This window comes from Inmirania thermothiophila (genome assembly GCF_003751635.1).
In the GTDB taxonomy this organism is placed as follows: domain Bacteria; phylum Pseudomonadota; class Gammaproteobacteria; order DSM-100275; family DSM-100275; genus Inmirania; species Inmirania thermothiophila.
On sequence record NZ_RJVI01000001.1, the window covers coordinates 795218 to 817927 of the forward strand.

At 75.7% G+C, this 22710-nt stretch carries 21 protein-coding genes and 2 tRNA genes; 14 read left to right on the forward strand and 9 right to left on the reverse strand.

Annotated elements, in window-relative coordinates:
* Positions 1-2: 2 nt before the first annotated feature.
* Positions 3-476, reverse strand: coding sequence for an aminoacyl-tRNA deacylase (locus EDC57_RS03895; RefSeq protein ID WP_211331869.1), 474 nt, complete (start codon positions 474-476; stop codon positions 3-5).
* 96 nt (positions 477-572) lie between these two features.
* On the opposite strand from EDC57_RS03895, the gene EDC57_RS03900 reads away from it, so the two are divergent.
* The 6 genes from EDC57_RS03900 to EDC57_RS03925 all read left to right on the forward strand — a co-directional run bounded on the left by EDC57_RS03900 (position 573) and on the right by EDC57_RS03925 (position 6410).
* Positions 573-2237: an ArnT family glycosyltransferase gene (locus tag EDC57_RS03900; RefSeq protein ID WP_123400413.1), complete on the forward strand. Its 1665-nt coding sequence runs from the start codon at positions 573-575 to the stop codon at positions 2235-2237.
* Positions 2234-2911 carry a response regulator transcription factor gene (locus tag EDC57_RS03905; RefSeq protein WP_123400416.1) on the forward strand — a complete coding sequence of 226 codons (678 nt, stop codon included), beginning with the start codon at positions 2234-2236 and terminating at the stop codon, positions 2909-2911. Before EDC57_RS03900 ends, EDC57_RS03905 begins: the two co-directional genes overlap by 4 nt.
* Positions 2901-3965: a sensor histidine kinase gene (locus tag EDC57_RS03910; RefSeq protein ID WP_123400418.1), complete on the forward strand. Its 1065-nt coding sequence runs from the start codon at positions 2901-2903 to the stop codon at positions 3963-3965. Before EDC57_RS03905 ends, EDC57_RS03910 begins: the two co-directional genes overlap by 11 nt.
* 77 nt (positions 3966-4042) lie before the next feature.
* On the forward strand, positions 4043-4762 hold the full coding sequence (locus tag EDC57_RS03915) for a glycosyltransferase family 2 protein (RefSeq protein WP_211331870.1): 720 nt from the start codon (positions 4043-4045) through the stop codon (positions 4760-4762).
* Positions 4763-4765: 3 nt separating this feature from the next.
* Complete coding sequence (locus EDC57_RS03920; protein ID WP_123400422.1) at positions 4766-5068, forward strand: lipid-A-disaccharide synthase N-terminal domain-containing protein; 303 nt, start codon at positions 4766-4768, stop codon at positions 5066-5068.
* A gap of 1 nt (position 5069) precedes the next feature.
* Complete coding sequence (locus EDC57_RS03925) at positions 5070-6410, forward strand: UDP-glucose dehydrogenase family protein (RefSeq protein ID WP_123400424.1); 1341 nt, start codon at positions 5070-5072, stop codon at positions 6408-6410.
* A 193-nt stretch (positions 6411-6603) separates the two neighbouring features.
* Here EDC57_RS03925 and EDC57_RS03930 read toward each other — a convergent pair whose 3' ends face one another.
* A complete protein-coding gene (locus EDC57_RS03930) occupies positions 6604-7602 on the reverse strand; it encodes a serine/threonine protein kinase (RefSeq protein WP_123400426.1) in 999 nt (332 codons plus the stop codon).
* Between the two features lie 26 nt (positions 7603-7628).
* Here EDC57_RS03930 and EDC57_RS03935 point away from each other — a divergent pair, with 26 nt between their 5' ends.
* The 4 genes from EDC57_RS03935 (at position 7629) to EDC57_RS03950 (ending at position 11615) form a co-directional block, all read left to right on the forward strand.
* Positions 7629-8378, forward strand: coding sequence for a class I SAM-dependent methyltransferase (locus tag EDC57_RS03935; protein WP_211331871.1), 750 nt, complete (start codon positions 7629-7631; stop codon positions 8376-8378).
* The gene (locus EDC57_RS03940; RefSeq protein WP_123400429.1) at positions 8372-8887 is read left to right on the forward strand and encodes a hypothetical protein; all 516 of its coding nucleotides are present in this window, start codon (positions 8372-8374) and stop codon (positions 8885-8887) included. Before EDC57_RS03935 ends, EDC57_RS03940 begins: the two co-directional genes overlap by 7 nt.
* A gap of 77 nt (positions 8888-8964) precedes the next feature.
* Complete coding sequence (gene der / locus EDC57_RS03945) at positions 8965-10356, forward strand: ribosome biogenesis GTPase Der (RefSeq protein WP_123400431.1); 1392 nt, start codon at positions 8965-8967, stop codon at positions 10354-10356.
* A 128-nt stretch (positions 10357-10484) separates the two neighbouring features.
* The gene (locus EDC57_RS03950; RefSeq protein ID WP_123400433.1) at positions 10485-11615 is read left to right on the forward strand and encodes a hypothetical protein; all 1131 of its coding nucleotides are present in this window, start codon (positions 10485-10487) and stop codon (positions 11613-11615) included.
* Between the two features lie 153 nt (positions 11616-11768).
* Here the strand turns inward: EDC57_RS03950 and EDC57_RS03955 are convergent, their stop codons facing one another.
* Together EDC57_RS03955 and xseA are read right to left on the reverse strand one after the other, a co-directional pair.
* Complete coding sequence (locus EDC57_RS03955; RefSeq protein WP_123400435.1) at positions 11769-12578, reverse strand: peptidoglycan DD-metalloendopeptidase family protein; 810 nt, start codon at positions 12576-12578, stop codon at positions 11769-11771.
* Positions 12578-13999, reverse strand: coding sequence for an exodeoxyribonuclease VII large subunit (gene xseA, locus EDC57_RS03960; RefSeq protein WP_123400438.1), 1422 nt, complete (start codon positions 13997-13999; stop codon positions 12578-12580). The genes EDC57_RS03955 and xseA overlap by 1 nt, the downstream gene beginning before the upstream one ends.
* Positions 14000-14098: 99 nt before the next feature.
* Here xseA and guaB point away from each other — a divergent pair, with 99 nt between their 5' ends.
* Genes guaB through tadA form a run of 3 tightly spaced genes read left to right on the forward strand, consistent with a single transcriptional unit; the run spans position 14099 to position 17643 of the window.
* On the forward strand, positions 14099-15571 hold the full coding sequence (gene guaB, locus EDC57_RS03965; RefSeq protein WP_123400440.1) for an IMP dehydrogenase: 1473 nt from the start codon (positions 14099-14101) through the stop codon (positions 15569-15571).
* Between the two features lie 22 nt (positions 15572-15593).
* Positions 15594-17171 carry a glutamine-hydrolyzing GMP synthase gene (guaA, locus tag EDC57_RS03970; protein ID WP_123400442.1) on the forward strand — a complete coding sequence of 526 codons (1578 nt, stop codon included), beginning with the start codon at positions 15594-15596 and terminating at the stop codon, positions 17169-17171.
* Positions 17172-17187: 16 nt separating this feature from the next.
* Positions 17188-17643: a tRNA adenosine(34) deaminase TadA gene (gene tadA / locus EDC57_RS03975; protein ID WP_342768969.1), complete on the forward strand. Its 456-nt coding sequence runs from the start codon at positions 17188-17190 to the stop codon at positions 17641-17643.
* 5 nt (positions 17644-17648) lie between these two features.
* Here tadA and mltF read toward each other — a convergent pair whose 3' ends face one another.
* The 3 genes from mltF to EDC57_RS03990 all read right to left on the reverse strand — a co-directional run bounded on the left by mltF (position 17649) and on the right by EDC57_RS03990 (position 20085).
* Positions 17649-19037, reverse strand: a complete 1389-nt coding sequence (mltF, locus tag EDC57_RS03980) for a membrane-bound lytic murein transglycosylase MltF (protein ID WP_123400444.1) — start codon at positions 19035-19037, stop codon at positions 17649-17651.
* Positions 19038-19118: 81 nt separating this feature from the next.
* Positions 19119-19781: a protein-L-isoaspartate(D-aspartate) O-methyltransferase gene (locus EDC57_RS03985; protein ID WP_245995116.1), complete on the reverse strand. Its 663-nt coding sequence runs from the start codon at positions 19779-19781 to the stop codon at positions 19119-19121.
* A gap of 10 nt (positions 19782-19791) precedes the next feature.
* The gene (locus EDC57_RS03990) at positions 19792-20085 is read right to left on the reverse strand and encodes a DUF6763 family protein (RefSeq protein WP_123400448.1); all 294 of its coding nucleotides are present in this window, start codon (positions 20083-20085) and stop codon (positions 19792-19794) included.
* A 170-nt stretch (positions 20086-20255) separates the two neighbouring features.
* Between EDC57_RS03990 and relA the strand changes: the two genes are divergently transcribed.
* Positions 20256-22460 carry a GTP diphosphokinase gene (relA, locus tag EDC57_RS03995; protein ID WP_123400450.1) on the forward strand — a complete coding sequence of 735 codons (2205 nt, stop codon included), beginning with the start codon at positions 20256-20258 and terminating at the stop codon, positions 22458-22460.
* 9 nt (positions 22461-22469) lie between these two features.
* On the opposite strand, the gene EDC57_RS04000 is transcribed toward relA, so the two are convergent.
* Both EDC57_RS04000 and EDC57_RS04005 read right to left on the reverse strand, forming a co-directional pair.
* Positions 22470-22546, reverse strand: a tRNA-Arg gene (locus EDC57_RS04000).
* A 49-nt stretch (positions 22547-22595) separates the two neighbouring features.
* Positions 22596-22671, reverse strand: a tRNA-Ala gene (locus tag EDC57_RS04005).
* Positions 22672-22710: the final 39 nt, after the last annotated feature.

Here is a 22710-nt window from a genome sequence, read left to right on the forward strand (position 1 = left end):
CCCTACTTGCGGATGCGCGCGATGCGGGCGCCGCAGGCGGCGACGAGATCGGCCGGCGCGATCTCCACCAGCGCCCGGTCGGAGCCGCCGCCGGTGAGGACGCGGGGCCGCTCCATCACCGCCTCGTCCACCAGGAACAGGGCCTCGTAGCCGAAGGACGGCACGCCGCCGGCGGGATAGCCGGTCAGGCGCAGGACCTCGTCGGGGCCCGCCGGGCGCGGCCGGGCAAGGCCGAGGGCGCGGCCGACGCGGCGCGTGCTCACGCGGTGGTCGCCGCGGGCGACGGCGACCACGAGCCGTCCGTCCTCGGTGATGAGGCACACGTTCTTGACGATGTCGTGCACCGCGACGCCGGCGGCCGCGGCGGCCTCGGCCGCGGTGTGGCACGAGGCGGCGAAGCGGCGCATCCGGCCGGGGACGCCGTGGTCCGCCATCCAGGCCTCGAGCCGGGCCTCGGCCTCGTCGCGTGCGCGCATCGTCTCGCTCCCGCCGGGATCGCCGCCAGTGTCGGCGCCGGCGCCGCGGCCGGTCAAGGGTACAATGCCGCGCCAGGCAGGCATCGGGGGAGACCGTTGGCGCGGGCATGGAACCGGGAGCGGCTCGGGCTGCTGCTGCTCGGCCTCGTGGTGATCGGGGCGGGGCTCGGGCTGCGCGATCCGTGGCCCCCGGACGAGCCGCGCTTCGCCCTCGTGGCCAAGGAGATGGTGGAGAGCGGACAGTGGCTCTTCCCCACCCGCGGCGGCTTCTACTACGCCGACAAGCCGCCCCTCTACTTCTGGCTCATGGCCCTGGCCTACCGCCTCACGGGGGAGCTGCGCCTGGCCTTCCTCCTGCCCTCGCTCGCGGCCGGGCTCGGCACCCTGCTGCTGGTGCACGATCTCGGCCGGCGCCTGTGGGGCCGGCGCGCGGGCCGGTGGGCGGCGATGGCGCTGCTGGTCTCGGTGCAGTTTCCGCTCCAGGCGCGCAGCGCCCAGATCGACGCCACCCTGGCCTTCTGGACCACGCTGGGGCTCTACGGTCTGGCCCGCCACCTCCTCCTCGGGCCGGCGTGGCGCTGGTGGCGCATCGGCTGGGCGGCGATGGGGTTCGGGGTGATCACCAAGGGGGTGGGGTTCCTCCCGGCGCTGGCGCTGATCCCCTGGGGCTGGGCCGCGGCGCGCGGCTGGCGCCGCATCGCGCGCCCGCAGGGGGGGTGGCTCGCCTGGGCGGGCGGGCCGGCGTGGATGCTGGCCGCGGTCGGCGCGTGGCTCGTGCCGATGCTGCTTGCGGTGGCGGCGAGCGGCGATCCGGCCCTTGCCGCCTATCGCGACGAGATCCTCTTCCGCCAGACCGCGGATCGCTACCTGGAGGGCCACGGTGGCCACGTGGCGCCGTGGTGGTACCTGCTGGTGCAGGTGGTGCCCTGGGCCTGGCTGCCGCTCACCGCGGCCCTGCCCTGGCTCGTGCCCGCCTGGTGGCGCCGGCTGCGCCGGCGCGATGGCCGCCATCTGGTGCTGCTCGGCTGGGTGGTGCTGGTGCTCGCCTTCTTCAGCCTCGCCGCGGGCAAGCGCGGCGTCTACATCCTCCCGGCGCTGCCGGCGCTGGCGCTGGCGGCGGCGCCCCTCGTCCCGGGGCTGGTGCGGCGGGTGGCGGTGCAGCGCACGGCCTGGGCCGTGCTCGCCGGCCTCGGCGCCCTCTTCGCCGGGCTTCTCGCCTGGCTCCACCTCGTCCCCGGGGCGCTGGATGCGGTGCGCACCCGCGAGCACCTGGATCCCACGCCGCCGCTCGCGGCCTTCGCGGCGCTGGCGGCGGCGGCGCTCGCCCTCGGGCCGCGGCGGGGGGTGGCGGCCCTCGCCGGCTTCCTGCTGGCCCTCTGGCCGGCCTACGGGCTCGTGGGCTACCCGGCGCTGGATCCCGGCCGCTCGACCCGCCCCTTCATGGCGGAGATCGGCCGGCGCATCGGTCCCCGCGCGGAGCTGGGGCTGACCTGGTGGAAGGAGCAGATGGTGCTGCTGGCGGACCGGCCGGTGCATGCGGTGCGCTGGCGCGGGCGGGCGCCGCGGGAGGTGCTGGCCGAGGCGGTGCGCTGGCAGGAGGTGGCGCCGGGGCGCTGGCTTGTGGTGCCGGAGGACCGGCTCGCGCCCTGCTTCGATCCGGCGCGCACGGTGGATCTGGGCCTTCGCCACGGCGTCCACTGGCACCTCGTGGGGTCGGAGGCTGCGACCGGGCGGTGCCGCGGCGGGGAGGTGCCGGGATGAGGGTGCTGGTGATCGAGGACGAGGCCGATGTCGCCGCCACCGTGTGCGACTTCCTCGAGGCCCGCGGCCACGCCGCGGACTGGGCGGGGGACGGCCTCACGGGGCTGCACCGCGCCGTCACCGGCGCCTACGACGCCATCGTCCTCGACCTGATGCTGCCCGGGATCGACGGCCTCGAGCTCTGCCGCCGGCTGCGCGCCGAGGCCCGGCGCGCCACACCGCTGCTCATGCTCACCGCGCGCGACACGCTGGCGGACAAGCTGGCGGGCTTCGAGGCCGGGGCCGACGACTACCTGGTCAAGCCCTTCGAGCCGGAGGAGCTGGAGGCGCGGCTGCAGGCGCTGCTGCGCCGGGGACGGCACGGCGGGCGCCGCCTCGCGGTGGCCGATCTCGAGCTCGACCTCGACACCCGCGAGGTGCGCCGCGGCGGGCGTGTCCTGCGGGTCACGCCCACCGGCTTTGCGATCCTCGAGATCCTCGCCCGCAACAGCCACCGCGTGGTCGGGCGCGAGGAGCTCGAGCACGCGCTGTGGGGCGAGGAGCCCCCCGAGAGCGACGCCCTGCGCAGCCACATCCACCAGCTGCGCGCCGTGGTCGACCGCCCATTCGCCGTGCCCCTGATCCGCACCGTGCACGGCGTCGGCTACCGGCTGAGCGCGCCCGATGCCCTTTAGGCGGCGGCTGCAGTCGCGCATCGTCCTCTTCGCCTTCGGCGTCGGTCTGCTGCTGGGCGTGCTCTTCGCCGGCACCGCCTGGCTGGGCTTCGATCACCTCCAGGAGGAGCTCGTCGAGCTGATGCGGGGCGAGGAGGGCCCCGAGGAGATCGCCCGCCTGCGGCAGGTGGTGGCGGCGCTCCTGGTGGCGGGGGCGGGGGCGGCGGCCTACCTCGCCACCTGGCTCGGGCTGTGGGTCTCGGACCGCGTACTCGCGCCGCTCAACGAGCTCGCCCGCCGCGTCCACCGGCTCCGCCCGGGGGTGGCGGCGCCGGAGCCCCTGGCGCCGCAGTTCGCCGACGACGTGGTGCGCGAGCTCGCCGAGGCCTTCGACGCCTACGCCGCGCGGCTGGCCGAGGCGCTGGCGCGCGAGCGCGAGTTCACGGCCGCGGCGAGCCACGAGCTGCGCACGCCGCTGACCGTGATCCGCGGCAGCGCGGGCATCCTCCTCGCCGACGGGACGCTGCCGCCGCGCGCGCGCCGGGCCGCCGAGCGCATCGAGCGGGCGGCGCGGCGCATGACCGAGCTGGTGGAGGTGCTGCTGGTGCTGGCGCGCGGGGGTGAGGGGGCGGCGGCGCCGGTGCCGGTGGCGCCGCCGGTGCGCGAGGCGGTGGAGGCCCAGCGTCACCTGCTGCGGCCGGGCGTGACCCTCACCGTGGAGGCCGACGAGAGTGCACAGGTGGCGGCGGCCCCGGCGGCGGTGGCGATGGTGGCGGGCAATCTCGTCGCCAACGCGCTGCTCCACACCGAGGCGGGCGCGGTGCGGGTGCGCGCCGACGCCGCGGGCCTCGTGGTGGAGGACACGGGCCGGGGCATCGACCCGGCGGAGGCGGCACGCCTGTTCGAGCCGGGCTACCGCGGCGCCGGCGCCGCCCCCGGGGGCGAGGGTCTCGGCCTCACCGTGGTGCGGCGGATCTGCGCCCACTACGGCTGGGCGGTGCGGCTCGCGCCGCGCGAGGGCGGCGGCACCCGCGCCGAGGTGTGCTGGGGCGGGCGGGGCGGCGCCGGCCCTTGACGAATCCTTCATGCCGCCTTCACGCCGGCTTCACGGCGGCGCCGCTATCCTTGCCGCGCCTGCAGGGGGAGCGATCCGTGGAGCTTTCGCTGGTCATTCCGATGCACAACGAGGCGGAGAACGTCGAGCCGCTGCTCGGCGAGATCCGCGCCGCCCTCGAGGGGGCGGCCGACTACGAGGTGGTGGTGGTCGACGACGGCAGCGACGACGACACGCCGCGCATCCTCGCCCGGGTCGCGGCGGGTTTTCCGCGCCTGCGCGTGATCCGCCACCGCACGAGCTGCGGCCAGAGCACCGCCATCCGTACCGGCGTGCGCGCGGCGCGGGGGACGTGGATCTGCACCCTCGACGGCGACGGCCAGAACGATCCCGCCGACATTCCGCGGCTGTGGGCGGTGGCGCGCGAGGAGGCCGCCGAGGGGCGGCCGTTGCTGGTTGCCGGCTGGCGCCGCAGCCGCCGCGACACCTGGATCCGGCGCCTGTCCTCGCGCATCGCCAACGGCGTGCGCGCGCGGCTGCTGCGTGATGCGACGCCGGACACCGGCTGCGGGCTCAAGGTGTTCCGCCGCGCCGACTTCCTGGAGCTGCCCTATTTCGACCACATGCACCGCTTCCTGCCGGCGCTGTTCCTGCGCGCGGGCGGGCGCGTGCGCTCGGTGGAGGTCCACCACCGGCCGCGCGAGCGCGGCCGCTCCCACTACGGCATCCGCAACCGCCTGTGGGTGGGGATCGTGGACCTGCTGGGGGTGATGTGGCTGATGCGGCGCGCCCGCGTGCCGGTGATCGAGGAGGCCTGAGCCGTGCCGGAGCAGAATCTCGTCTGGCTCATCGTCGGGTTCACGGGGCAGGCGCTCTTCTCCATGCGCTTCCTCGTGCAGTGGCTGCAGAGCGAGCGCAAGCGCCGCAGCGTGGTGCCGGTGGAGTTCTGGTACTTCAGCGTCGCCGGCGGGGCGACCCTGCTCGCCTACGCGATCCACCGCGCCGACCCGGTCTTCATCGTCGGCCAGGCGACGGGGCTCTTCATCTACCTGCGCAACCTGCACTTCATCCGCAAGGAGCGGGCGCGGCTCGCCGCCGCGGGCGACGGCAGGGAGGAGGGGTGAGATGCGCGTCACCATCTACGGCTGCGGCTACGTCGGGCTCGTGACGGGGGCGTGCCTCGCCCACGTCGGCAACCGCGTGCTCATGGTGGACGTGGACGCCGAGCGGGTGGCGCGGCTGCGCCGCGGCGAGCTGCCCATCTACGAGCCCGGGCTCGACGACCTCGTCGCGGAGGCGGCGGCGGGAGGGCGGATCGCCTTCACCACCGACGCCGACGAGGCCGTGGCCCACGCCGAGGTCCAGTTCATCGCCGTGGGCACGCCGCCGGACGAGGACGGCTCGGCGGACCTGCGTCACGTCCTCGAGGTGGCCCGCACCATCGCCGAGCGCATGGACGGCTACCGCCTCATCGTCAACAAGTCCACGGTCCCCGTGGGCACCGCCGACCGCGTGCGCGAGACCGTGCGCGAGGTGCTCGCCGCCCGCGGCCTCGAGCTCGACTTCGACGTCATCTCCAACCCCGAGTTCCTCAAGGAGGGGGCGGCGGTCGAGGACTTCATGAAGCCCGACCGCATCATCGTCGGCTGCGAGCGCGAGGACAGCGCCGAGCGCATGCGCGAGCTCTACGCGCCCTTCAACCGCAACCACGACCGCCTGCTGGTGATGGACACGCGCTCGGCGGAGCTGACCAAGTACGCGGCCAACGCCATGCTCGCAACCAAGATCAGCTTCATGAACGAGCTGGCCAACCTCGCCGAGCGCGTCGGCGCCGACATCGAGCGGGTGCGGGTGGGGATCGGCTCCGATCCGCGCATCGGCTACCACTTCATCTACCCCGGCTGCGGCTACGGCGGCTCCTGCTTTCCCAAGGACGTCAAGGCGCTGATCCGCACCGCCGAGGAGGCCGGCCACGACGCCCGCATCCTGCGCGCCGTGGACGGCGTCAACGAGCGGCAGAAGCGGCGCCTGTTCGAGAAGATCCGCGATCACTTCGGGGGGCGGCTCGCCGGGCGCACCCTCGCCCTCTGGGGCCTCGCCTTCAAGCCCAACACCGACGACATGCGCGAGGCGCCGAGCCGCACCCTCATGGAGGCGCTGTGGGCGGCCGGCGCGCGCGTGCGCGCCCACGACCCGGTGGCCATGGCCGAGGCGCGGCGCCTCTACGGCGGGCGCGACGACCTCGTCCTCTGCGCCGACCCCATGGAGGCGCTGGAGGGCGCCGACGCCCTCGCCGTCGTCACCGAGTGGCACCTCTTCCGCAGCCCCGACTTCGACGCCGTCAAGGCGCGCCTGCGCCGGCCCGTGATCTTCGACGGGCGCAACCTCTACGATCCCGCCCGCCTCGCCGCCCTCGGCTTCACCTATTACGGCATCGGCCGCGGCACGGGCGCGCGAAGCGCGTAGGTGCGGCCGCGGCCGATGATGCCGTGGGGCTGATGCGGGCGGTGCGGGGGCGTGGGGTCGGGTCATGGGGGTGCGGTTGGGGAGCTGGCGGGGCAGGCATGCGGCCGCGGCACGGGCGCGCGAAGCGCGTAGGTGCGGCCGCGGCCGATGATGCCGTGGGGCTGATGCGGGCGGTGGGGAGGTGTGGGGTCGGTCAGGCGGCGGCGAGGGGCGGCTCCTGCATGGCCGCGAGCTGCTCGCGCAGGGTGAGGATCAGGTCCTGCCAGTAGCGCTGGGTGCCGAACCACGGGAAGGCCGCCGGGAAGGCGGGGTCGTCCCAGCGGCGCGCGATCCAGGCGGCGTGGCCGAGGATGCGCGCGGTGCGCAGCGCCTCCACCAGGTGCAGCTCGCGCCGGTCGAAGGGGCGGAAGGTCTCGTAGCCCTCCAGCAGTGCGGCGAGCTGCGCCTCGCGCGCGTCCCGCTCCCCCGCCAGCAGCATCCAGAGGTCCTGCACCGCCGGCCCCTGGCAGGCGTCGTCCAGGTCCACGAGGAGCGGCCCCTCGTCGCGCCAGAGGACGTTGCCGAGGTGGAGGTCGCCGTGGAGGCGGATGCGCTGCACGGCGCCGGCGCGGTCCTCGGCGGCGGCCACCGCCGCCACCGCCTCGCGCGCAAGCCCCGACCAGGCCGGGCGCAGGTCGGCGGGGATCCACGCCCCCTCCTCCAGGACCCGGCAGGCGGCCTCGGTGCGGGCGGCGGCCTCCAGCCGCCCGCGGCGGCGGAAGGGGCGCGCGGCCCCCACGGCGTGGAGCCGTCCCAGGAGCCGGCCGAGCCGGCGCAGCACCTCGGGGTCGCCGGTCTCGGGGGCGCGGCCGCCGCAGCGCGGCCACAGGGCGAAGCGGAAGCCGGCGTGGCGGTGCAGGGTCCGCCCGCGGGCATCGGCCATGGGCGCGGCCACCTCCACCCCCGCCGCGGCGAGCTCGCGGGCGAAGCGGTGCTCCTCGAGGATCCGGGCGTCGCTCCAGCGCCCCGGCCGGTAGAACTTGGCCACCACCGGGGGGCCGTCCTCGAGGCCCACCTGGTAGACGCGGTTCTCGTAGCTCGCCAGGGGCAGGAGGCGCCCGTCCGGCCGCAGGCCCGCCGCCTCCACGGCGTCGAGCACGGTGTCGGGGGCGAGGCGGGTGTACGGATGGCCCATGGCGGCCCATGCTACCATCGCGGCCTCGGGCGGGGACGGAAGGCGTGGCGGCGTTCAGCGACCACTTCGGGCCAGGGGCGGCGGCCTACGCGGCGGCCCGGCCCGGCTATCCGCCGGCGCTCTTCGATCTCCTGGCGCGGCGGGCCCCGGGGCGGGCGCTGGCGGTGGACTGCGGCGCGGGCAGCGGCCAGGCCAGCCTGGGCCTTGCCGGGCGCTTCGCGCGGGTGGTGGCGGTGGAGCCGAGCGCGGGGCAGATCGCCCGCGCGCGGCGCCACCCGGCGCTTCGCTGGGTGCGGGCCGCGGCGGAGGCGCTGCCGCTGGCCGACGGAGTGGCCGACCTGTTGGCGGCGGCGCAGGCGGCGCACTGGTTCGAGCCGCGGCGCTTCCACGCCGAGGTGCGGCGGGTGCTCCGCCCCGGGGGGCTGGTGGCGCTGTGGTGCTACGGGCGGCCGACGGTGAGTCCGGAGGTGGATCGCGTGCTCGGTCGCTACTACCACGAGGTGGTGGGTCCCTTCTGGCCGCCCGAGCGGCGCCACGTGGAGACCGCCTACCGGGAGCTGCCCTTCCCCTACCGCCCGCTGGCGGCGCCGGCGCTGGCCATGGAGGCGCGCTGGGACTGCGCGCGGATGCGGACCTACCTTGCGAGCTGGTCGGCCAGCGCGCGTTACCGGGCGCACCACGGCAGCGACCCGCTGCGGGAGGTGGGCGAGGCGCTGGCGGAGGCGTGGGGCGGGGGGCTGCGCACGGTGCGCTGGCCGCTCAACCTGCGCCTCGGGCGGGTGGCGGCGTGCTGATCTCGCCGCTCGCCCGGCTCCTGCTCGCGGCGCTCGCCCTCGCCCTCGGCGCCTGGCTCCTCGCCGAGGGCTCCCCCTTCGGCTGGGCGGGGGTGGCGGCCTGCGGTCTCTTCGTCTGGGGATGGCTGCGCACGGGGGCGGTGCCGCTGGCGTTCCGGGCCTTCCAGCGCCGGGACCTGCCGGCGATGCGGCGCTGGCTCGCCCAGATCGTCTTTCCGGGGCTCTTGGGCCCGCGCAACCGCGCCTACTACCACTGGCTGCGCGCGGTGGAGCTCGCCGCCCGCGGCGAGCGCGGCCGGGCGCGGGTGCATGCGGAGCGGGCCGCGGCCGGGCGCGTCCCCAGCGCCAACGACCGCGCGCTGGTGCACTGCCTCGCCGCCGAGCTTGCCGCGGGCGAGGGGGACGCCGAGGCCGTCGCCCGCCATCTCGCCGCCGCGCGCGAGGCGGGCGGCGACGAGGCCGTGCGCCGTCTCGTGGCGCGGACGGCGGCGCGGCTCGGCGGGGCCTGAGCCCGCCCCGGCGGGGAGGCGCGGGCAGCGCCCAGCCGCTACAATAGCGCCCGACCTTCCGCTGTCTTCGGTGACCGATGCTTCCCGTGATCGCCCTGGTGGGCCGGCCCAACGTCGGCAAGTCCACCCTGTTCAACCATCTCACCCGCAGCCGGGACGCGCTCGTGGCGAACCGGCCCGGGATCACCCGCGACCGCATCTACGGCATCGGGCGCGTCGGCGGCGGCGGCTACATGGTGGTGGACACCGGCGGGCTGTCGGGCGAGGGCGAGGGGATCGACGCCCACATGGCGGCCCAGACCTGGCGCGCGGTGGAGGAGGCGGACGCCGTCTTCTTCCTCGTCGACGGGCGCGAGGGGCTGACCGCGGCCGACGAGGAGGTGGCGGCGCGCCTGCGCGGGACCGGCAAGCCCGTGTGGCTGCTGGTGAACAAGACCGACGGCCTGGACGGCGAGCTGGCCTGCGCCGAGTTCCACCGCCTCGGCCTCGGCCGCCCCCACGCGGTCTCGGCGGCCCACGGCCGCGGGGTCAAGGCGGTGCTGCAGCGGGCGCTGGCCGAGCTGCCCCCGGGCGAGCCCGAGCCCCCGGAGGAGGACGATGCGGTGCGGGTGGCCATCGTCGGCCGCCCCAACGTCGGCAAGTCCACCCTGGTCAACCGCCTGCTGGGGGAGGAACGGGTGCTGGCCTACGACGAGCCGGGCACCACCCGCGACAGCATCCGCATCCCCTTCGTGCGCGACGGGCGGCGCTACCTGCTCATCGACACCGCCGGCGTGCGCCGCCGCGCGCGGATCCGCGACTTCGTGGAGAAGTTCAGCGTCGTCAAGGCCTTCCAGGCCATGGAGGCGGCCCACGTGGTGGTCCTGATGGTGGACGCGCGCGAGGGCGTGGTGGAGCAGGACGCGGCGCTTGCGGGCCTGGCGGTGGAGAGCGGGCGCGCCGTGGTGGTGGCGGTGAACAAGTGGGACCGCCTGCCCGAGGCCCAGCGCCGTGCGGTGGGGCGCGAGCTGGAGCTGCGCCTGGGCTTCCTGCTGGAGTTCGCCCCCGTGCGCCGCATCAGCGCCCTGCACGGCTCCGGCCTCGAGGAGCTGATGGCGGCGGTGGACCGCGCCCACCGCGCCGCCACCGCGGATCTCGCGACCCCCGAGCTCACCCGCATCCTCCAGGAGGCGGTGGCGCGCCACCAGCCGCCGCTGGTGCGCGGGCGGCGCATCAAGCTGCGCTACGCCCACCAGGGCGGGCGCAACCCGCCGGTGATCGTGGTCCACGGCAACCGCACCGAGCTCCTGCCCGAGCACTACCGCCGCTATCTCGCCAACGCCTTCCGCGAGGCCCTCGACCTCTTCGGCACGCCGGTGCGGGTGGAGCTGCGAAGCGGCGAGAACCCCTTCGCAGGGCGGCGCAACGAGCTCACCCCGCGCCAGATCCGCAAGCGCAGGCGGCTCATGCGCCACGTCAAGCGATCCTGAACCGGCCGGACCCGTCCCCCGGGTCTTGAAAGCGGCGCCGCCGCCACCAAATCGACGACCGCGGCCTGCGCCTGCGGGAGGCGGGGCCGCGGTGCGGTGCACGGTCACGAAAGCAGGGAGGACGCGTCATGACCCAGCGACATCTCGCACTCGCCATGGCCACGGCCCTCCTCGCCGCCTGCGGCGGTGGGGGCGGCGACGGTTCGAGCGGAAGCGGCGCCGATGACAGTGGCGATGCGAGCAGTGGCGGCGGCGGGACCGCCACCGAGCTCGCCGGGGTCTGGAAGGGCAGCTACGAGAACACCAGCACCGGCGAGAAGGGGCCGGTCTGTCTCGAGCTCAGCCAGAACGGTGCCCAGGTCTCCGGCAAGGCCAACGTCGCCCTCCAGTTCTGGGGCGCGGACGTGTCGGGCGAGCTGAGCGGCGACAGCGTCAGCCTCACCGCCAGCGGCAAGGACCTTGAGGACCAGGACGTCACCGTGACCTTCGACGGCACCGTGACCGGGTCGGCCATCGACGGCACGGCCACCGTGAACAGCACGTCCTACCAGGTCTCGCTCACGCGCGTGGCGAGCGCCACGGGCTGCGGCTGGGCGGACCGCGAGACGGTGAACGCCTTCGCCACGGCGCTCGGCGCCGCCCTCAGCGGCGATCCGAACAGCCCGGATTCCAAGGGTGCTGTGTACGCGGCGCTGATCTCGGAGCTTCCCGAGATCCGGCTCGAGACCGACTTCGGCGACGGCGCCGCCACCGAGGACGCCTGGACCTGCGTCTGGGAGATCCGCGACAACGTGAACACCGCGGAGCAGGTGCTCGGCGCGGTGGTCTCCAAGGACGGCAGCACCTGGGCGGGGTGGATGGCCGCCAACGACGGGGATCCCACGGATCCGGATCCCGTGATCGGAGTCCGGGCGTCCGACCGCGCGCCCCGCCCGGTGAAGGTCACCGCCCTCTCGAGTGGGGACCCTGCGGCGGCCGTCGCCGTCCAGGGTACGAAGGTCTTCACCGCCGATGGCGAGGAGACGGACGAGTACCGCACGGCCGGCACCTCGGGTGTGGCGGGCGCGGAGCCCTTCCTCGTCACCGCCTGCGAGGCGGGCCAGCGCTACAAGGTGTGGATGAGCGAGATCTCCGGCCTTCGCCTCACCTTCGACGGCACCGGGATCGACACGGGGAGGGGCTCGGCCTCGGCGCCGCCGCAGGCAGAGCCCGACGCGGACGTGCCCGCCCTCTACATCGAGGTGGAGAGCTGCACCTGAGGATCCCGCGGGTCCTCTGCGGGAGGGGCCGCGGGGCCCCTCCCTCGCGTCCCGAGGCGACCGCGGTGCGGGCGGCGCCCGGTCGTCGGCGCCGCCGTCGAGGCGCAGCCCCGGGGTCTCGAACCGCCCCCCATGCCCAGGAGGCCGGGCGGTTCAGGGACGCTCGGCGAGCAGGAGGGTGGGGTCGATCATCGCCCCGTTGAGGGCCACCCCCCAGTGCAGATGCGGGCCGGTGACGCGCCCGGTGGCCCCCACCTCGCCGATCACCTCGCCGCGGCGCACCCGCTGTCCGGGACGGACGAGGATGCGGCGAAGGTGCATGTAGGCCGTGATCAGCCCCTGCCCGTGGTCGAGGAAGACGGTGCGGCCGTTGAAGTAGTACTCGCCGGTGTCGGCCACCACCGCGTCGGCGGGCGCCCGGACGGGGGTGCCGGCGCCGGCGGCGAGGTCGAGGCCGCTGTGGGGCCGGCGGGGCTCGCCGTTGAAGAAGCGGCGCAGGCCGAAGGGGCTGGAGACCGGGGCGCGCAGCGGCGGCGAGAGCGCAAGCGCCGGCTGCAGGTCCTCGCTGTAGCGGGCGAGGATCCGGCGCACCCGCGCCTGCTCGCGGCGGATGCGCGCAAGGGCCGCGGCGTCCGGGGCGACGTAGCGGCGCGGCACGGTGAGGTGCTGTTCGGGATAGCGCCGGGGACGGACCTCGAAGGGGACGGCGGTGCCGTCCGCAAGCTGCAGCACGTGCCGTCCGGGGGCGAGATCCAGCCCCAGGCCCACCACCGCGACCCAGCGCCCCGCCTCGCCGCGGACGAGGACGCGGCGGCCGCCGAAGCGGGCCACCGGCGGCAGCGACCCCAGCGCCGGCAGGGGCAGTACGGCGATGCCGCCGGGGAAGGGGGCCGGGGCGGGGGCCGCCGCCCCGGCCGGGGGTACGAGCAGGGCGGCGAGGAGCAGCCCGGCCGGCCCCCGCATCAGGGCGTCTCTCCGCGGTGCACCGCCTCGACGCGGCAGTCGAGGGCCCCGCGGGCGAGCCGCGCCCGCACCGCGTCGCCGGCGCGCACCGCGGCGGCATCGCGCAGGATGCGCCCGTCCGGCGTGATGACGATGGCGTAGCCGCGCGCGAGGGTGCGCAGGGGGCTGGTGCCGTCGAGGCGGCCGGCGAGCCGCGCAAGCCGCGGCCGCCAGCGCTCCAGGGGGCGGCGCCCCCCCGCGCCGAGGGCGGCGCGCAGTGCGGCCAGGTGCCGGCGCCGCCGCTCGATCCCGCCGCGGGCGGCGGTGCCGAGGCGGACGCGCAGCTCGGCGAGGCGCGCGCGGCGCGCGGCGAGGCGACGGCGGGGGTGCTGGCGCGCAAGGCGCGCCGCGAGGAGCTCGAGCCGGCGGCGACGCGCCCCCACGAGGGCGCGCGCCGCCCGTTCGAGGCGGAGCGAGGCCTCGTCCAGGCGCTGGTTGCGCTGGCGCAGGATGCGGCGCGGGTGCTGGCGGGCGAGCCGGGCGGCGAGCCCCTCGAGACCCTCGCGGCGCCGGCGCAGCAGCCTGCGCGCGGCCTGCGCCAGGCGCTCGCGGTCCCGCGCAAGGCGCGCCCGCCACTCGCCCCGGTCCGGCACCACCAGCTCGGCGGCGGCCGAGGGGGTGGGGGCGCGCAGGTCGGCGGCGAGGTCGGCGATGGTGACGTCCACCTCGTGGCCGACGCCGCTCACCACCGGGATCGGGCAGGCGCGGATGGCGCGGGCGACGGCCTCCTCGTTGAACGGCCACAGATCCTCCAGCGAGCCGCCGCCGCGGGCGAGGATGAGGACGTCGGCGCGCCGCTCGCGGCCGGCGCGCCGGATGGCGGCGACGATCTGCGCCGCCGCCCCCTCGCCCTGCACGGCGGTGGGGTAGACGTAGACGGGCACGGCGGGGAAGCGCCGGGCGAGGACGTGGAGGATGTCGCGGATGGCGGCGCCGGTGGGGGAGGTGACCACGGCGACGGCGCGGGGCAGGCGCGGCAGCGGCCGCTTGCGGTCGGCGTCGAAGAGGCCCTCGGCGGCGAGCCGGGCCTTGAGCGCCTCGAAGGCGCGGCGCAGGGCGCCGTCGCCCGCCTCCTCCACGGATTCCACCAGGAGCTGGTAGTCGCCGCGGGCCTCGTAGAGGCTGACGCGGGCGCGCACCAGCACCTGCATCCCGTCGGCGAGGGCCGGCATGCCCGGGCGGTGGCGGTTGCGGAAGAAGGCGCAGCGCACCTGGGCCGAGGCGTCCTTGAGGGTGAAGTAGAGGTGCCCGGAGCGGGGGCGGGCGAGGTTCGAGACCTCCCCCTCCACCCAGAGGAGGGGGAAGCCCTCCTCGAGCAGGGCGCGGGCCTCACGGTTGAGGCGGCTGACGGTGTAGATCTCGCGCCCGGCGTCCGCGGTCATGGGGCGATCTTAGCCGCGCCCCGCGGACGGGTCGAGCCGGCGCCGTTCTGGTAGAATGGCCGGTTATTCTCAACCCCTGCCACGGAGAGCCTCGCCCACATGCTTCGCATCCAGCAAGACGCCCTCACCTTCGACGACGTGCTCCTCCTTCCTGCGCACTCGCAGGTGCTGCCCCGCGATGCCGACCTCTCCACCCGGCTGACGCGGGAGATCCGGCTCAACATGCCGCTGGTCTCGGCGGCCATGGACACCGTCACCGAGGCGCGGCTCGCCATCGCCCTGGCCCAGGAGGGCGGCATCGGCATCATCCACAAGAACATGACCCCGGAGCGGCAGGCGGCCGAGGTGCGCCGGGTCAAGAAGTACGAGGCCGGGGTGATCCGCGAGCCCATCACGGTCTCGCCCGACACACCCATCCGCAAGGTGCTCGCCCTCATGCGCGAGCACGGCATCTCCGGGGTGCCGGTGGTGGAGGACGGGGACGCCCTCGCGGGCATCGTCACCAGCCGCGACCTGCGCTTCGAGACCCGCTACGAGGCCCCGGTGCGCATGGTGATGACGCCGCGGGAGCGCCTCGTCACGGTGCGCGAGGGGGCTTCGCGGGAGGAGGTGCTGGCGCTGCTGCACCGCCACCGCATCGAGAAGGTGCTGGTGGTGGACGACGCCTTCCGGCTGCGGGGGCTGATCACGGTCAAGGACATCCAGAAGGCGCAGCAGTTTCCCAACGCCTGCAAGGACGAGCTCGGGCGGCTGCGGGTGGGGGCCGCGGTGGGGGTGGGCCCCGGCACCGAGGAGCGGGTCGCCGCCCTCGTCGAGGCCGGTGTCGACGTCATCGTCGTCGACACCGCCCACGGCCACGCCCAGGGGGTGCTGGACCGGGTCCGCTGGATCAAGGCGAACTACCCGCAGGTCCAGGTCATCGGCGGCAACGTCGCCACCGCCGCGGGGGCGCGGGCGCTCGCCGAGGCCGGCGCCGACGCGGTCAAGGTGGGCATCGGCCCCGGCTCCATCTGCACCACGCGCATCGTCGCCGGGGTCGGCGTGCCCCAGATCACGGCGGTGGCCGACGCCGCGGCGGCCCTGGAGGGCACGGGGGTGCCCGTGATCGCCGACGGCGGCATCCGCTACTCCGGCGACATCGCCAAGGCCATCGCCGCCGGCGCCCACGCGGTGATGATGGGCAGCCTCTTCGCCGGCACCGACGAGGCCCCGGGCGAGGTGGAGATCTTCCAGGGGCGCTCCTACAAGACCTACCGCGGCATGGGCTCGCTGGGGGCCATGTCGGAGCGGCACGGCTCGGCCGACCGCTACTTCCAGGAGGGCACGGGGGACGCCGACAAGCTGGTGCCCGAGGGCATCGAGGGCCGGGTGCCCTACAAGGGCAGCGTGCTGCACATCATCCACCAGCTCCTCGGGGGGCTGCGCGCCAGCATGGGCTACACCGGCTGCGCCACCATCGAGGAGCTGCGCACGCGGGCGGAGTTCGTCCGCATCACCGGCGCGGGCGTTCGCGAGAGCCACGTCCACGACGTCACCATCACCAAGGAGGCGCCCAACTACTGGGTCGACTGAGCCCGGCGCGCGGGAGAGCAGCGTGAACACCGACATCCACCGCGAGCGCATCCTCATCCTCGACTTCGGCTCCCAGTACACGCAGCTCATCGCCCGGCGCGTGCGCGAGGCCGGCGTCTACTGCGAGATCCACCCCTACGACATGGGCGAGGAGGCGGTGCGCGCCTTCGCCCCCCGCGGCATCATCCTCTCCGGCGGGCCGGCCTCGGTCACCGAGGAGACGCCGCCCCGGGCGCCGCAGGCGGTCTTCGAGCTGGGCGTGCCCGTGCTCGGCATCTGCTACGGGATGCAGACCATGGCGGCCCAGCTCGGCGGCCGGGTGGAGAACGCCCGCACCCACGAGTACGGCTACGCCCAGGTGCGGGCCCGCGGCCACTCGCGGCTGCTCGAGGGCATCGAGGACCATGCGAGCCCCGAGGGGTGGGGGCTGCTGGACGTCTGGATGAGCCACGGCGACCGCGTCATCGAGCTGCCGCCCGGCTTCAAGGTCATCGCCAGCACCGAGGCCGCGCCCATCGCCGGCATGGCCGACGACGAGCGCCGCCTCTACGGCCTGCAGTTCCACCCGGAGGTGACCCACACCCGCCAGGGGGCGCGCATCCTCGCCCGCTTCGTGCGCGACATCTGCGGCTGCCAGGGGCTCTGGACCCCCGGCAACATCATCGAGGACGCGATCCGCGCGGTGCGCGAGCAGGTGGGCGGCGACGGCGTCGTCCTCGGCCTCTCCGGGGGGGTGGACTCCTCGGTGACGGCGGCGCTGCTCGCCCGCGCCATCGGCGATCAGCTCACCTGCGTCTTCGTCGACAACGGCCTGCTGCGCCTCGGCGAGGCCGAGCAGGTGATGGCCACCTTCGCCCGCCACATGGGCGTGCGCGTGGTGCACGTCGACGCCGAGGCCCGCTTCCTCGCGGCCCTCGCCGGGGTCACCGATCCGGAGGAGAAGCGCAGGCGCATCGGCAACCTCTTCGTCGAGGTCTTCGAGGAGGAGGCGGCGAAGCTCGAGGGGGTGCGCTGGCTCGCCCAGGGCACCATCTATCCCGACGTCATCGAGTCGGCCGGCGCCAGGACCGGCAAGGCCAAGGTCATCAAGTCCCACCACAACGTCGGGGGGCTGCCCGAGCGCATGCGGCTCGGCCTCGTCGAGCCGCTGCGCGAGCTCTTCAAGGACGAGGTGCGCCGCATCGGCCTCGAGCTCGGCCTGCCCCACGACATGGTCTACCGCCACCCCTTCCCGGGGCCGGGCCTCGGCGTGCGCATCCTCGGCGAGGTCCGCAAGCCCTACGCCGACATCCTGCGGCGGGCCGACCACATCTTCATCGAGGAGCTGCGCGCCGCCGATCTCTACGACCGCGTCAGCCAGGCCTTCGCCGTGTTCCTGCCGGTGCGCTCGGTGGGCGTGACCGGCGACGGGCGCCGCTACGCCCACGTCATCGCCCTGCGCGCGGTGGAGACCGTCGACTTCATGACCGCCCGCTGGGCCGAGCTGCCCTACGCCTTCCTCGACCAAGTGGCGCGGCGGATCATGAACGAGATCCCCGAGGTCGCCCGCGTGGTCTACGACATCTCCGGCAAGCCCCCGGCCACCATCGAGTGGGAGTAGGAAGCGGGCGGCGGGGGTGAGCGACGAGGCGGACCTGCGCTGGATGCGCCACGCCCTGGGGCTTGCCGCGCGCGCCGCGGCCGCGGGCGAGGTCCCGGTGGGGGCGGTGGTGGTGCGCGACGGCGAGCTCCTCGGCGAGGGCTGGAACCGGCCCATCGGGGCCTGCGATCCCACCGCCCACGCCGAGATCGTGGCCCTGCGCGAGGCGGCCGCCCGCGCCGGCAACTACCGCCTGCCGGGGGCGACCCTCTACGCGACCCTCGAGCCCTGTCCCATGTGCGCCGGCGCCATGGTGCACGCCCGCATCGCGCGCCTGGTCTACGGCGCCGCCGACCCGCGAAGCGGCGCCGCCGGCAGCCGCCTCGATCTCAGTGCCCACCCCGGCCTCAACCACCGGTTCGCGGTGCGCGGCGGGGTTCTGGGCGAGGCCTGCGCCGAGCTGCTGCGCGCCTTCTTCCGCGCCCGCCGCTGAGGGCCTCAGGAGGCGAGGGCGGGGTCGAGCCAGCGCAGCAGCTGCTGGTAGAAGAGGCGGATGCGCTCGACGTAGACCACCGCCTCCTCACCGCGGGCGAAGCCGTAGCGGGTGCGCGCATACCACGCCCGCCGGCTGAGCAGCGGCAGGGTGTCGCGCACGTCCACCCAGCGGTCCGGGTCGAGGCCGCGGCGCTCGGCGAGCGCGCGCGCGTCCAGCAGGTGCCCGAGGCCGACGTTGTAGGCCGCAAGAGCCATCCAGGTGCGGTCCGGCTCGCGGACCGAGGCCGGAAGGCGCTCGTGGAGGCTGCGCAGGTGACGGGCGCCGCCGAAGATGCTCTCGGCGGGGTCGAGACGGCTCGCCACCCCCACGCGCGCCGCCGTCGCGAGGGTGAGCATCATGATGCCGCGCACGCCCGTGGGCGAGACCGCGCGCGGGTTCCACGCCGACTCCTGGTAGCCCACCGCGGCCAGCAGCCGCCAGTCCATGCCGGTCCGCCGCGCGGCCTCGACGAAGAGATCGCGGTAGCGGGGCAGCCGCCGGGCCAGCCGCCGGCGCAGGGCGCGGATCTCCAGCGGGTGGACGTGGGCGGTGTGGCCGAGATGGCGATCCTCGATCTGGGCCACCAGCCCGCCCGTGAAGGCCTCGTCGAAGAAGTCGGCGAGGGCCTCGGCGAGGCCGGTGTCGGAACCCGCCGGCAGGGCCCAGGCGAGCGGGATCGGTGATCCCAGCTCGAAGGCCGCGCGCAGGCCGGGCAGGAAGGCGCGGTGGTGGGCGAGGCTTGCAGCATCCACCACCGCCGCCTCGGCCCTGCCTTCGGCGAGGCGGCGCAGGACGGCGCCGTCGTCGGTCCCGCCGGGCTCGGTCCAGAGGAGCTGCGGCGCGCCGGCGGCGCGCACGGCCTCGAGCGCCGCCGCCCCGGTGCCGCCGGGCGCGGCCTCCACGTACACCCGGTGGAGGGCGCCGAGATCCGCGGGCCGGACCCCCCCGCGCCGGGCCACCACCACGGCCTGTCCGCTGCGGTGGACCGGGCCCGGCCGCAGCCCGGCGGCCCGGATCCGCACCACCGGCATCGCCACCGCGGCGAGATCCGCCTCGCCGGAGCGCACCCGCGCCAGCGCCTCCGCCGCGCCCGCGGTGCGCACCGGCTCCATGCGCACGCCGAGCCGCTCGGCGAAGGCGGCCGCGAGATCGCGGTCCATCCCCGCGGGTCCGAGGGCCACGGCCGCCTCCGCCGCCGGCGCCGGGACGGCGACGCGGAGGAGGCCCGCGGCGCGGATGCGCGTCACCGGGTCGCGCTCCGGCGCAGGGGCCTGCGCCGCGGCGCAGGAGAGGAGCAGCGCCGCGCCGAGGGCGGGCGCTGCGGACCGGCGGATCTGGGCGCGCAGCTTCATCGGCCCATGGTAGCATCCAGACAACCCAGATGAACGAAATCGAGAAACCTTATTGATGGTGGGGCGTTCCGGCCGCGGCCGTCAGCCCCGGGTGGTGAGGGGGACGAAGGCCACCGGAAGGACCTCCCGCTGGTGGATGCCGCCCTCGGGCCCGCGCTCCACCACGGTCAGCATCTGGCCGAGCCCGGGCGGGCCCAGGGGGAGGACCATGCGCCCGCGGGGGGCGAGCTGGTCGAGGAGCGCGGGCGGCACGTGCGGGGTGGCCGCGGCCACCACGATGCCGCGGTAGGGGGCGTGCTCGGGCCAGCCGAGGGCGCCGTCGCCGATGCGGACGGCGACATGGTCGTAGCCCAGCGCGCGCAGCCGCTCGGCCGCCTCCTCGGCGAGGCGGGGGCGCAGCTCGACGCCGTAGACCTCGGCGCCGAGCTCGGCCAGCACCGCGGCCTGGTAGCCGGAGCCGGTGCCCACGTCGAGGACGCGGTCGCCGGGCCCGACCCCGAGGAGGTGGGTCATGAGGGCGACGATGAAGGGCTGGGAGATGGTCTGCCCCTCGCCGATGGGGAGGGGATGGTTGGCGTAGGCGGCGCCGCGCTGCTCCGCGGGCACGAAGCGCTCGCGCGGCACCCGGCGGATCGCCTCCAGCACCGCCGGGTCGATGCGCGCGACACCGGTGGTGTGGGCGGTGCGCGCCGCATCCTCCTCGATGGCGGCGATCAGCCGCTCCACCGGCGACGGGGCGGTCACGGCCCCCCCGTCAGTCCTCGCGGTCGATCTCGTCCAGGTAGTCGCCCACCGGCCCGTGGCCGGCGACATCCTCCCCGAGATCGTCCGGCTCGAGGTCGTCGAAGGGGCCGGACCAGTCCTCCGGCGGGTCGATGGGCTCGAGGTCGAGCTCGTACCAGCTCTCGAAGTCGAACTCCTCGAGGTCGCCGTCGAAGTACTGGATCTCCACCGTCTCGTCGGCCTCGTCCACGGCCACGACCTCGAAGGTCTCGCCGTTGGGCTTGCGGTACCAGTCCCCCACCCGGGGCTCGAACGGCGTGCTCATGCCTGCACCTCCCCGCGTCCCATGGATCCTGCCGCGCGCCCGCCGCGGCGGCGGGCGGGGTCCCTCCGTGTGCCCGTCCCTGGATCATAGGGAAAGAACCGGCCGGCCGCCATGCCGGCGCGGGGCTAGAATGGGGCGCGTGGAGGCGCGACGCTGCGCGCGGAGGAGGCATGAACGAGGCCGGCGGCGAGGCGCTGCGGCCGGTGGCGGGGCTGACGGATCTGGCGGCGCGGGTGAGCGCGGCCTGCGGCCACTGGCCGGCGGAGGAGCACCGGCGGCTGCGGGCGGTGCTGCGCCATCTCGACGCCCGCACGGGGGCGGTGGCGCCGGCGGCGTGGGGGCGGGCCCACGAGGTGGCGTCCGTGCTCGCCGCTCTCCACGCCGACGCCGAGACGGTGGGGGCGGCGCTGCTGCACGTGCTGCTCGGGGCGGATGCGGATCGGGCCGCGGTGCGCGAGGCGCTGGGCGAGGGCATGGTGCGGCTCCTCGACGGTGCGGGCCGCATGGGCCAGGTGGCCGAGCAGCGGGCGGGGACGGCGGCGGCCTCGGCCGAGCAGGCCGAGGCCCTGCGCAAGATGCTGCTGGCGATGGTGGAGGACGTGCGCGTCGTCCTCCTGGTCCTCGCCCTGCGGCTGGTGGACCTGCGCCACGCCGCGGCCATCGGCTACGAGCGGCGGCGGGCGCTGGCGCGCGAGACCATGGACATCTACGCGCCGCTGGCCAACCGGCTCGGCATCTGGCAGCTCAAGTGGGAGCTGGAGGACCTCGCCTTCCGCTACCTCGAGCCGCTCACCTACCGGCGGCTCGCGCAGCAGCTCGCCGAGCGGCGGGCCGACCGCGAGCGCTACCTGCGCGAGGTCACGGCGCAGCTCGGCGAGGCGCTGGCGCGCGAGGGCATCGAGGCCGACATCGCCGCCCGCCCCAAGCACCTCTACAGCATCTGGAAGAAGATGCAGCGCAAGGGGGTGGGCTTCGAGGAGATCTTCGACGTGCGCGCGGTGCGCGTCCTCGTGGCCGAGGTGGCGCAGTGCTACGCCGTGCTCGGCATCGTCCACAGCCTCTGGCACCCCATCCCGCGGGAGTTCGACGACTACATCGCCCGCCCCAAGCCCAACAACTACCGCTCGCTCCACACCGCGGTGGTGGGGCCGGAGGGGCGTACCCTCGAGGTGCAGATCCGCACCCACGAGATGCACCGCCAGGCCGAGCTGGGCATCGCCGCGCACTGGCGCTACAAGGAGGGCGTGCGCTTCGACCCCGGGGTCGAGCGCAAGGTGGCGTGGCTGCGCCAGCTCCTGGCCTGGCGCGAGGAGGTGGCCGACGGCGGGGAGTTCGTCGACCAGTTCCGGGCCGCGACCCAGGAGGAGCGGGTCTACGTCTTCACGCCCCGCGGCGAGGTGGTGGACCTGCCCGCGGGGGCCACCGTGCTGGACTTCGCCTACCACATCCACACCGAGGTGGGGCACCGCTGCCGCGGGGCCAAGGTCAACGGCCGCATCGTGCCCCTGACCCACGAGCTCGCCACCGGCGAGCAGGTGGAGATCCTCACCGCCAAGGCGCCGCGGCCGAGCCGCGACTGGCTCAGCCCCCACCTCGGCTACCTGCGCACGGCGCGCGCCCGGGCCAAGGTGCGGCACTGGTTCAAGCAGCTCGACCGCGAGGAGAACATCGCCGCCGGGCGGGCGGTGCTCGAGCGCGAGGCGCAGCGCCTCGGGGTCACGGTCGAGGCCGCGGCGCTCTGTGGGCGTCTGCGCCAGGCGAGCGAGGACGACCTGCTCGCCGCCGTCGGCCGCGGCGAGATCAGCGCCGCCCAGGTGGCGGCGGCGCTGGCCGAGCTCGGGGCGCCGCCCGGCGGGCGCGACGAGCCGGTGGTCGCGGTGCCGCGGCGGCGCGGCGAGGGCGGCAGCGGCGAGGTGCGCATCGCCGGCGTCGGCGACCTCCTCGCCCAGACCGCGCGCTGCTGCAAGCCCCTGCCGGGGGACCCGGTGCGGGGCTACATCACGCGCGGGCGCGGCGTCAGCATCCACCACCGCGACTGCCGCAACCTCGCGCGCCTGGCCCTGGAGGACCCGGACCGGGTGATCACCGTGGACTGGCAGGGCGCGGGGCCGCGCCGGCGCTACCCGGTGGACGTGCGGGTGCGGGCCTACGACCGGCCGGGGCTGCTGCGGGACGTGACCGCGCTGCTCGCGGCCGAGCACGTGGAGGTGGAGGCGGCGCGCAGCACAGGCGGGCGCAGGCGCCACGAGACGCACCTGGAGCTGCGTCTGCACGTCGGCGACATGGGCCAGCTCGCCCGCGTGCTGGCCCGCATCGGGGAGCTTCCCAACGTGCTCGACGTGCGCCGCGTGGGGGCGGCGGGCGAGGGCGGCTGAGCACGGGGATGGCGCCCCGGGGAGGATTCGAACCCCCGACCCTCCCCTTAGGAGGGGGATGCTCTATCCGACTGAGCTACCGGGGCGGCGCCGGAAACGAAAGAGGCCGGGCCCCGGGCCCGGCCTCGCGCCACATGGTGGAGCCGAGGAGGATCGAACTCCCGACCTTCGCATTGCGAACGCGACGCTCTCCCAGCTGAGCTACGGCCCCACGAGAACGGCGCGCAATTGTAGCACCCTGCCCCGGGGC

Bases quoted from the DNA above. Each gene is read 5' to 3' on its own strand.
- EDC57_RS03950 (WP_123400433.1), top strand. From the start codon at position 10,485: ATGACCCAGCGACATCTCGCACTCGCCATGGCCACGGCCCTCCTCGCC.
- relA (WP_123400450.1), top strand. From the start codon at position 20,256: ATGAACGAGGCCGGCGGCGAGGCGCTGCGGCCGGTGGCGGGGCTGACG.
- mltF (WP_123400444.1), bottom strand. From the start codon at position 19,037: ATGAAGCTGCGCGCCCAGATCCGCCGGTCCGCAGCGCCCGCCCTCGGC.
- xseA (WP_123400438.1), bottom strand. From the start codon at position 13,999: ATGACCGCGGACGCCGGGCGCGAGATCTACACCGTCAGCCGCCTCAAC.
- EDC57_RS03925 (WP_123400424.1), top strand. From the start codon at position 5,070: ATGCGCGTCACCATCTACGGCTGCGGCTACGTCGGGCTCGTGACGGGG.
- EDC57_RS03955 (WP_123400435.1), bottom strand. From the start codon at position 12,578: ATGCGGGGGCCGGCCGGGCTGCTCCTCGCCGCCCTGCTCGTACCCCCG.
- EDC57_RS03910 (WP_123400418.1), top strand. From the start codon at position 2,901: ATGCCCTTTAGGCGGCGGCTGCAGTCGCGCATCGTCCTCTTCGCCTTC.
- guaB (WP_123400440.1), top strand. From the start codon at position 14,099: ATGCTTCGCATCCAGCAAGACGCCCTCACCTTCGACGACGTGCTCCTC.
- EDC57_RS03905 (WP_123400416.1), top strand. From the start codon at position 2,234: ATGAGGGTGCTGGTGATCGAGGACGAGGCCGATGTCGCCGCCACCGTG.
- der (WP_123400431.1), top strand. From the start codon at position 8,965: ATGCTTCCCGTGATCGCCCTGGTGGGCCGGCCCAACGTCGGCAAGTCC.
- EDC57_RS03990 (WP_123400448.1), bottom strand. From the start codon at position 20,085: ATGAGCACGCCGTTCGAGCCCCGGGTGGGGGACTGGTACCGCAAGCCC.
- EDC57_RS03930 (WP_123400426.1), bottom strand. From the start codon at position 7,602: ATGGTAGCATGGGCCGCCATGGGCCATCCGTACACCCGCCTCGCCCCC.
- EDC57_RS03895 (WP_211331869.1), bottom strand. From the start codon at position 476: ATGCGCGCACGCGACGAGGCCGAGGCCCGGCTCGAGGCCTGGATGGCG.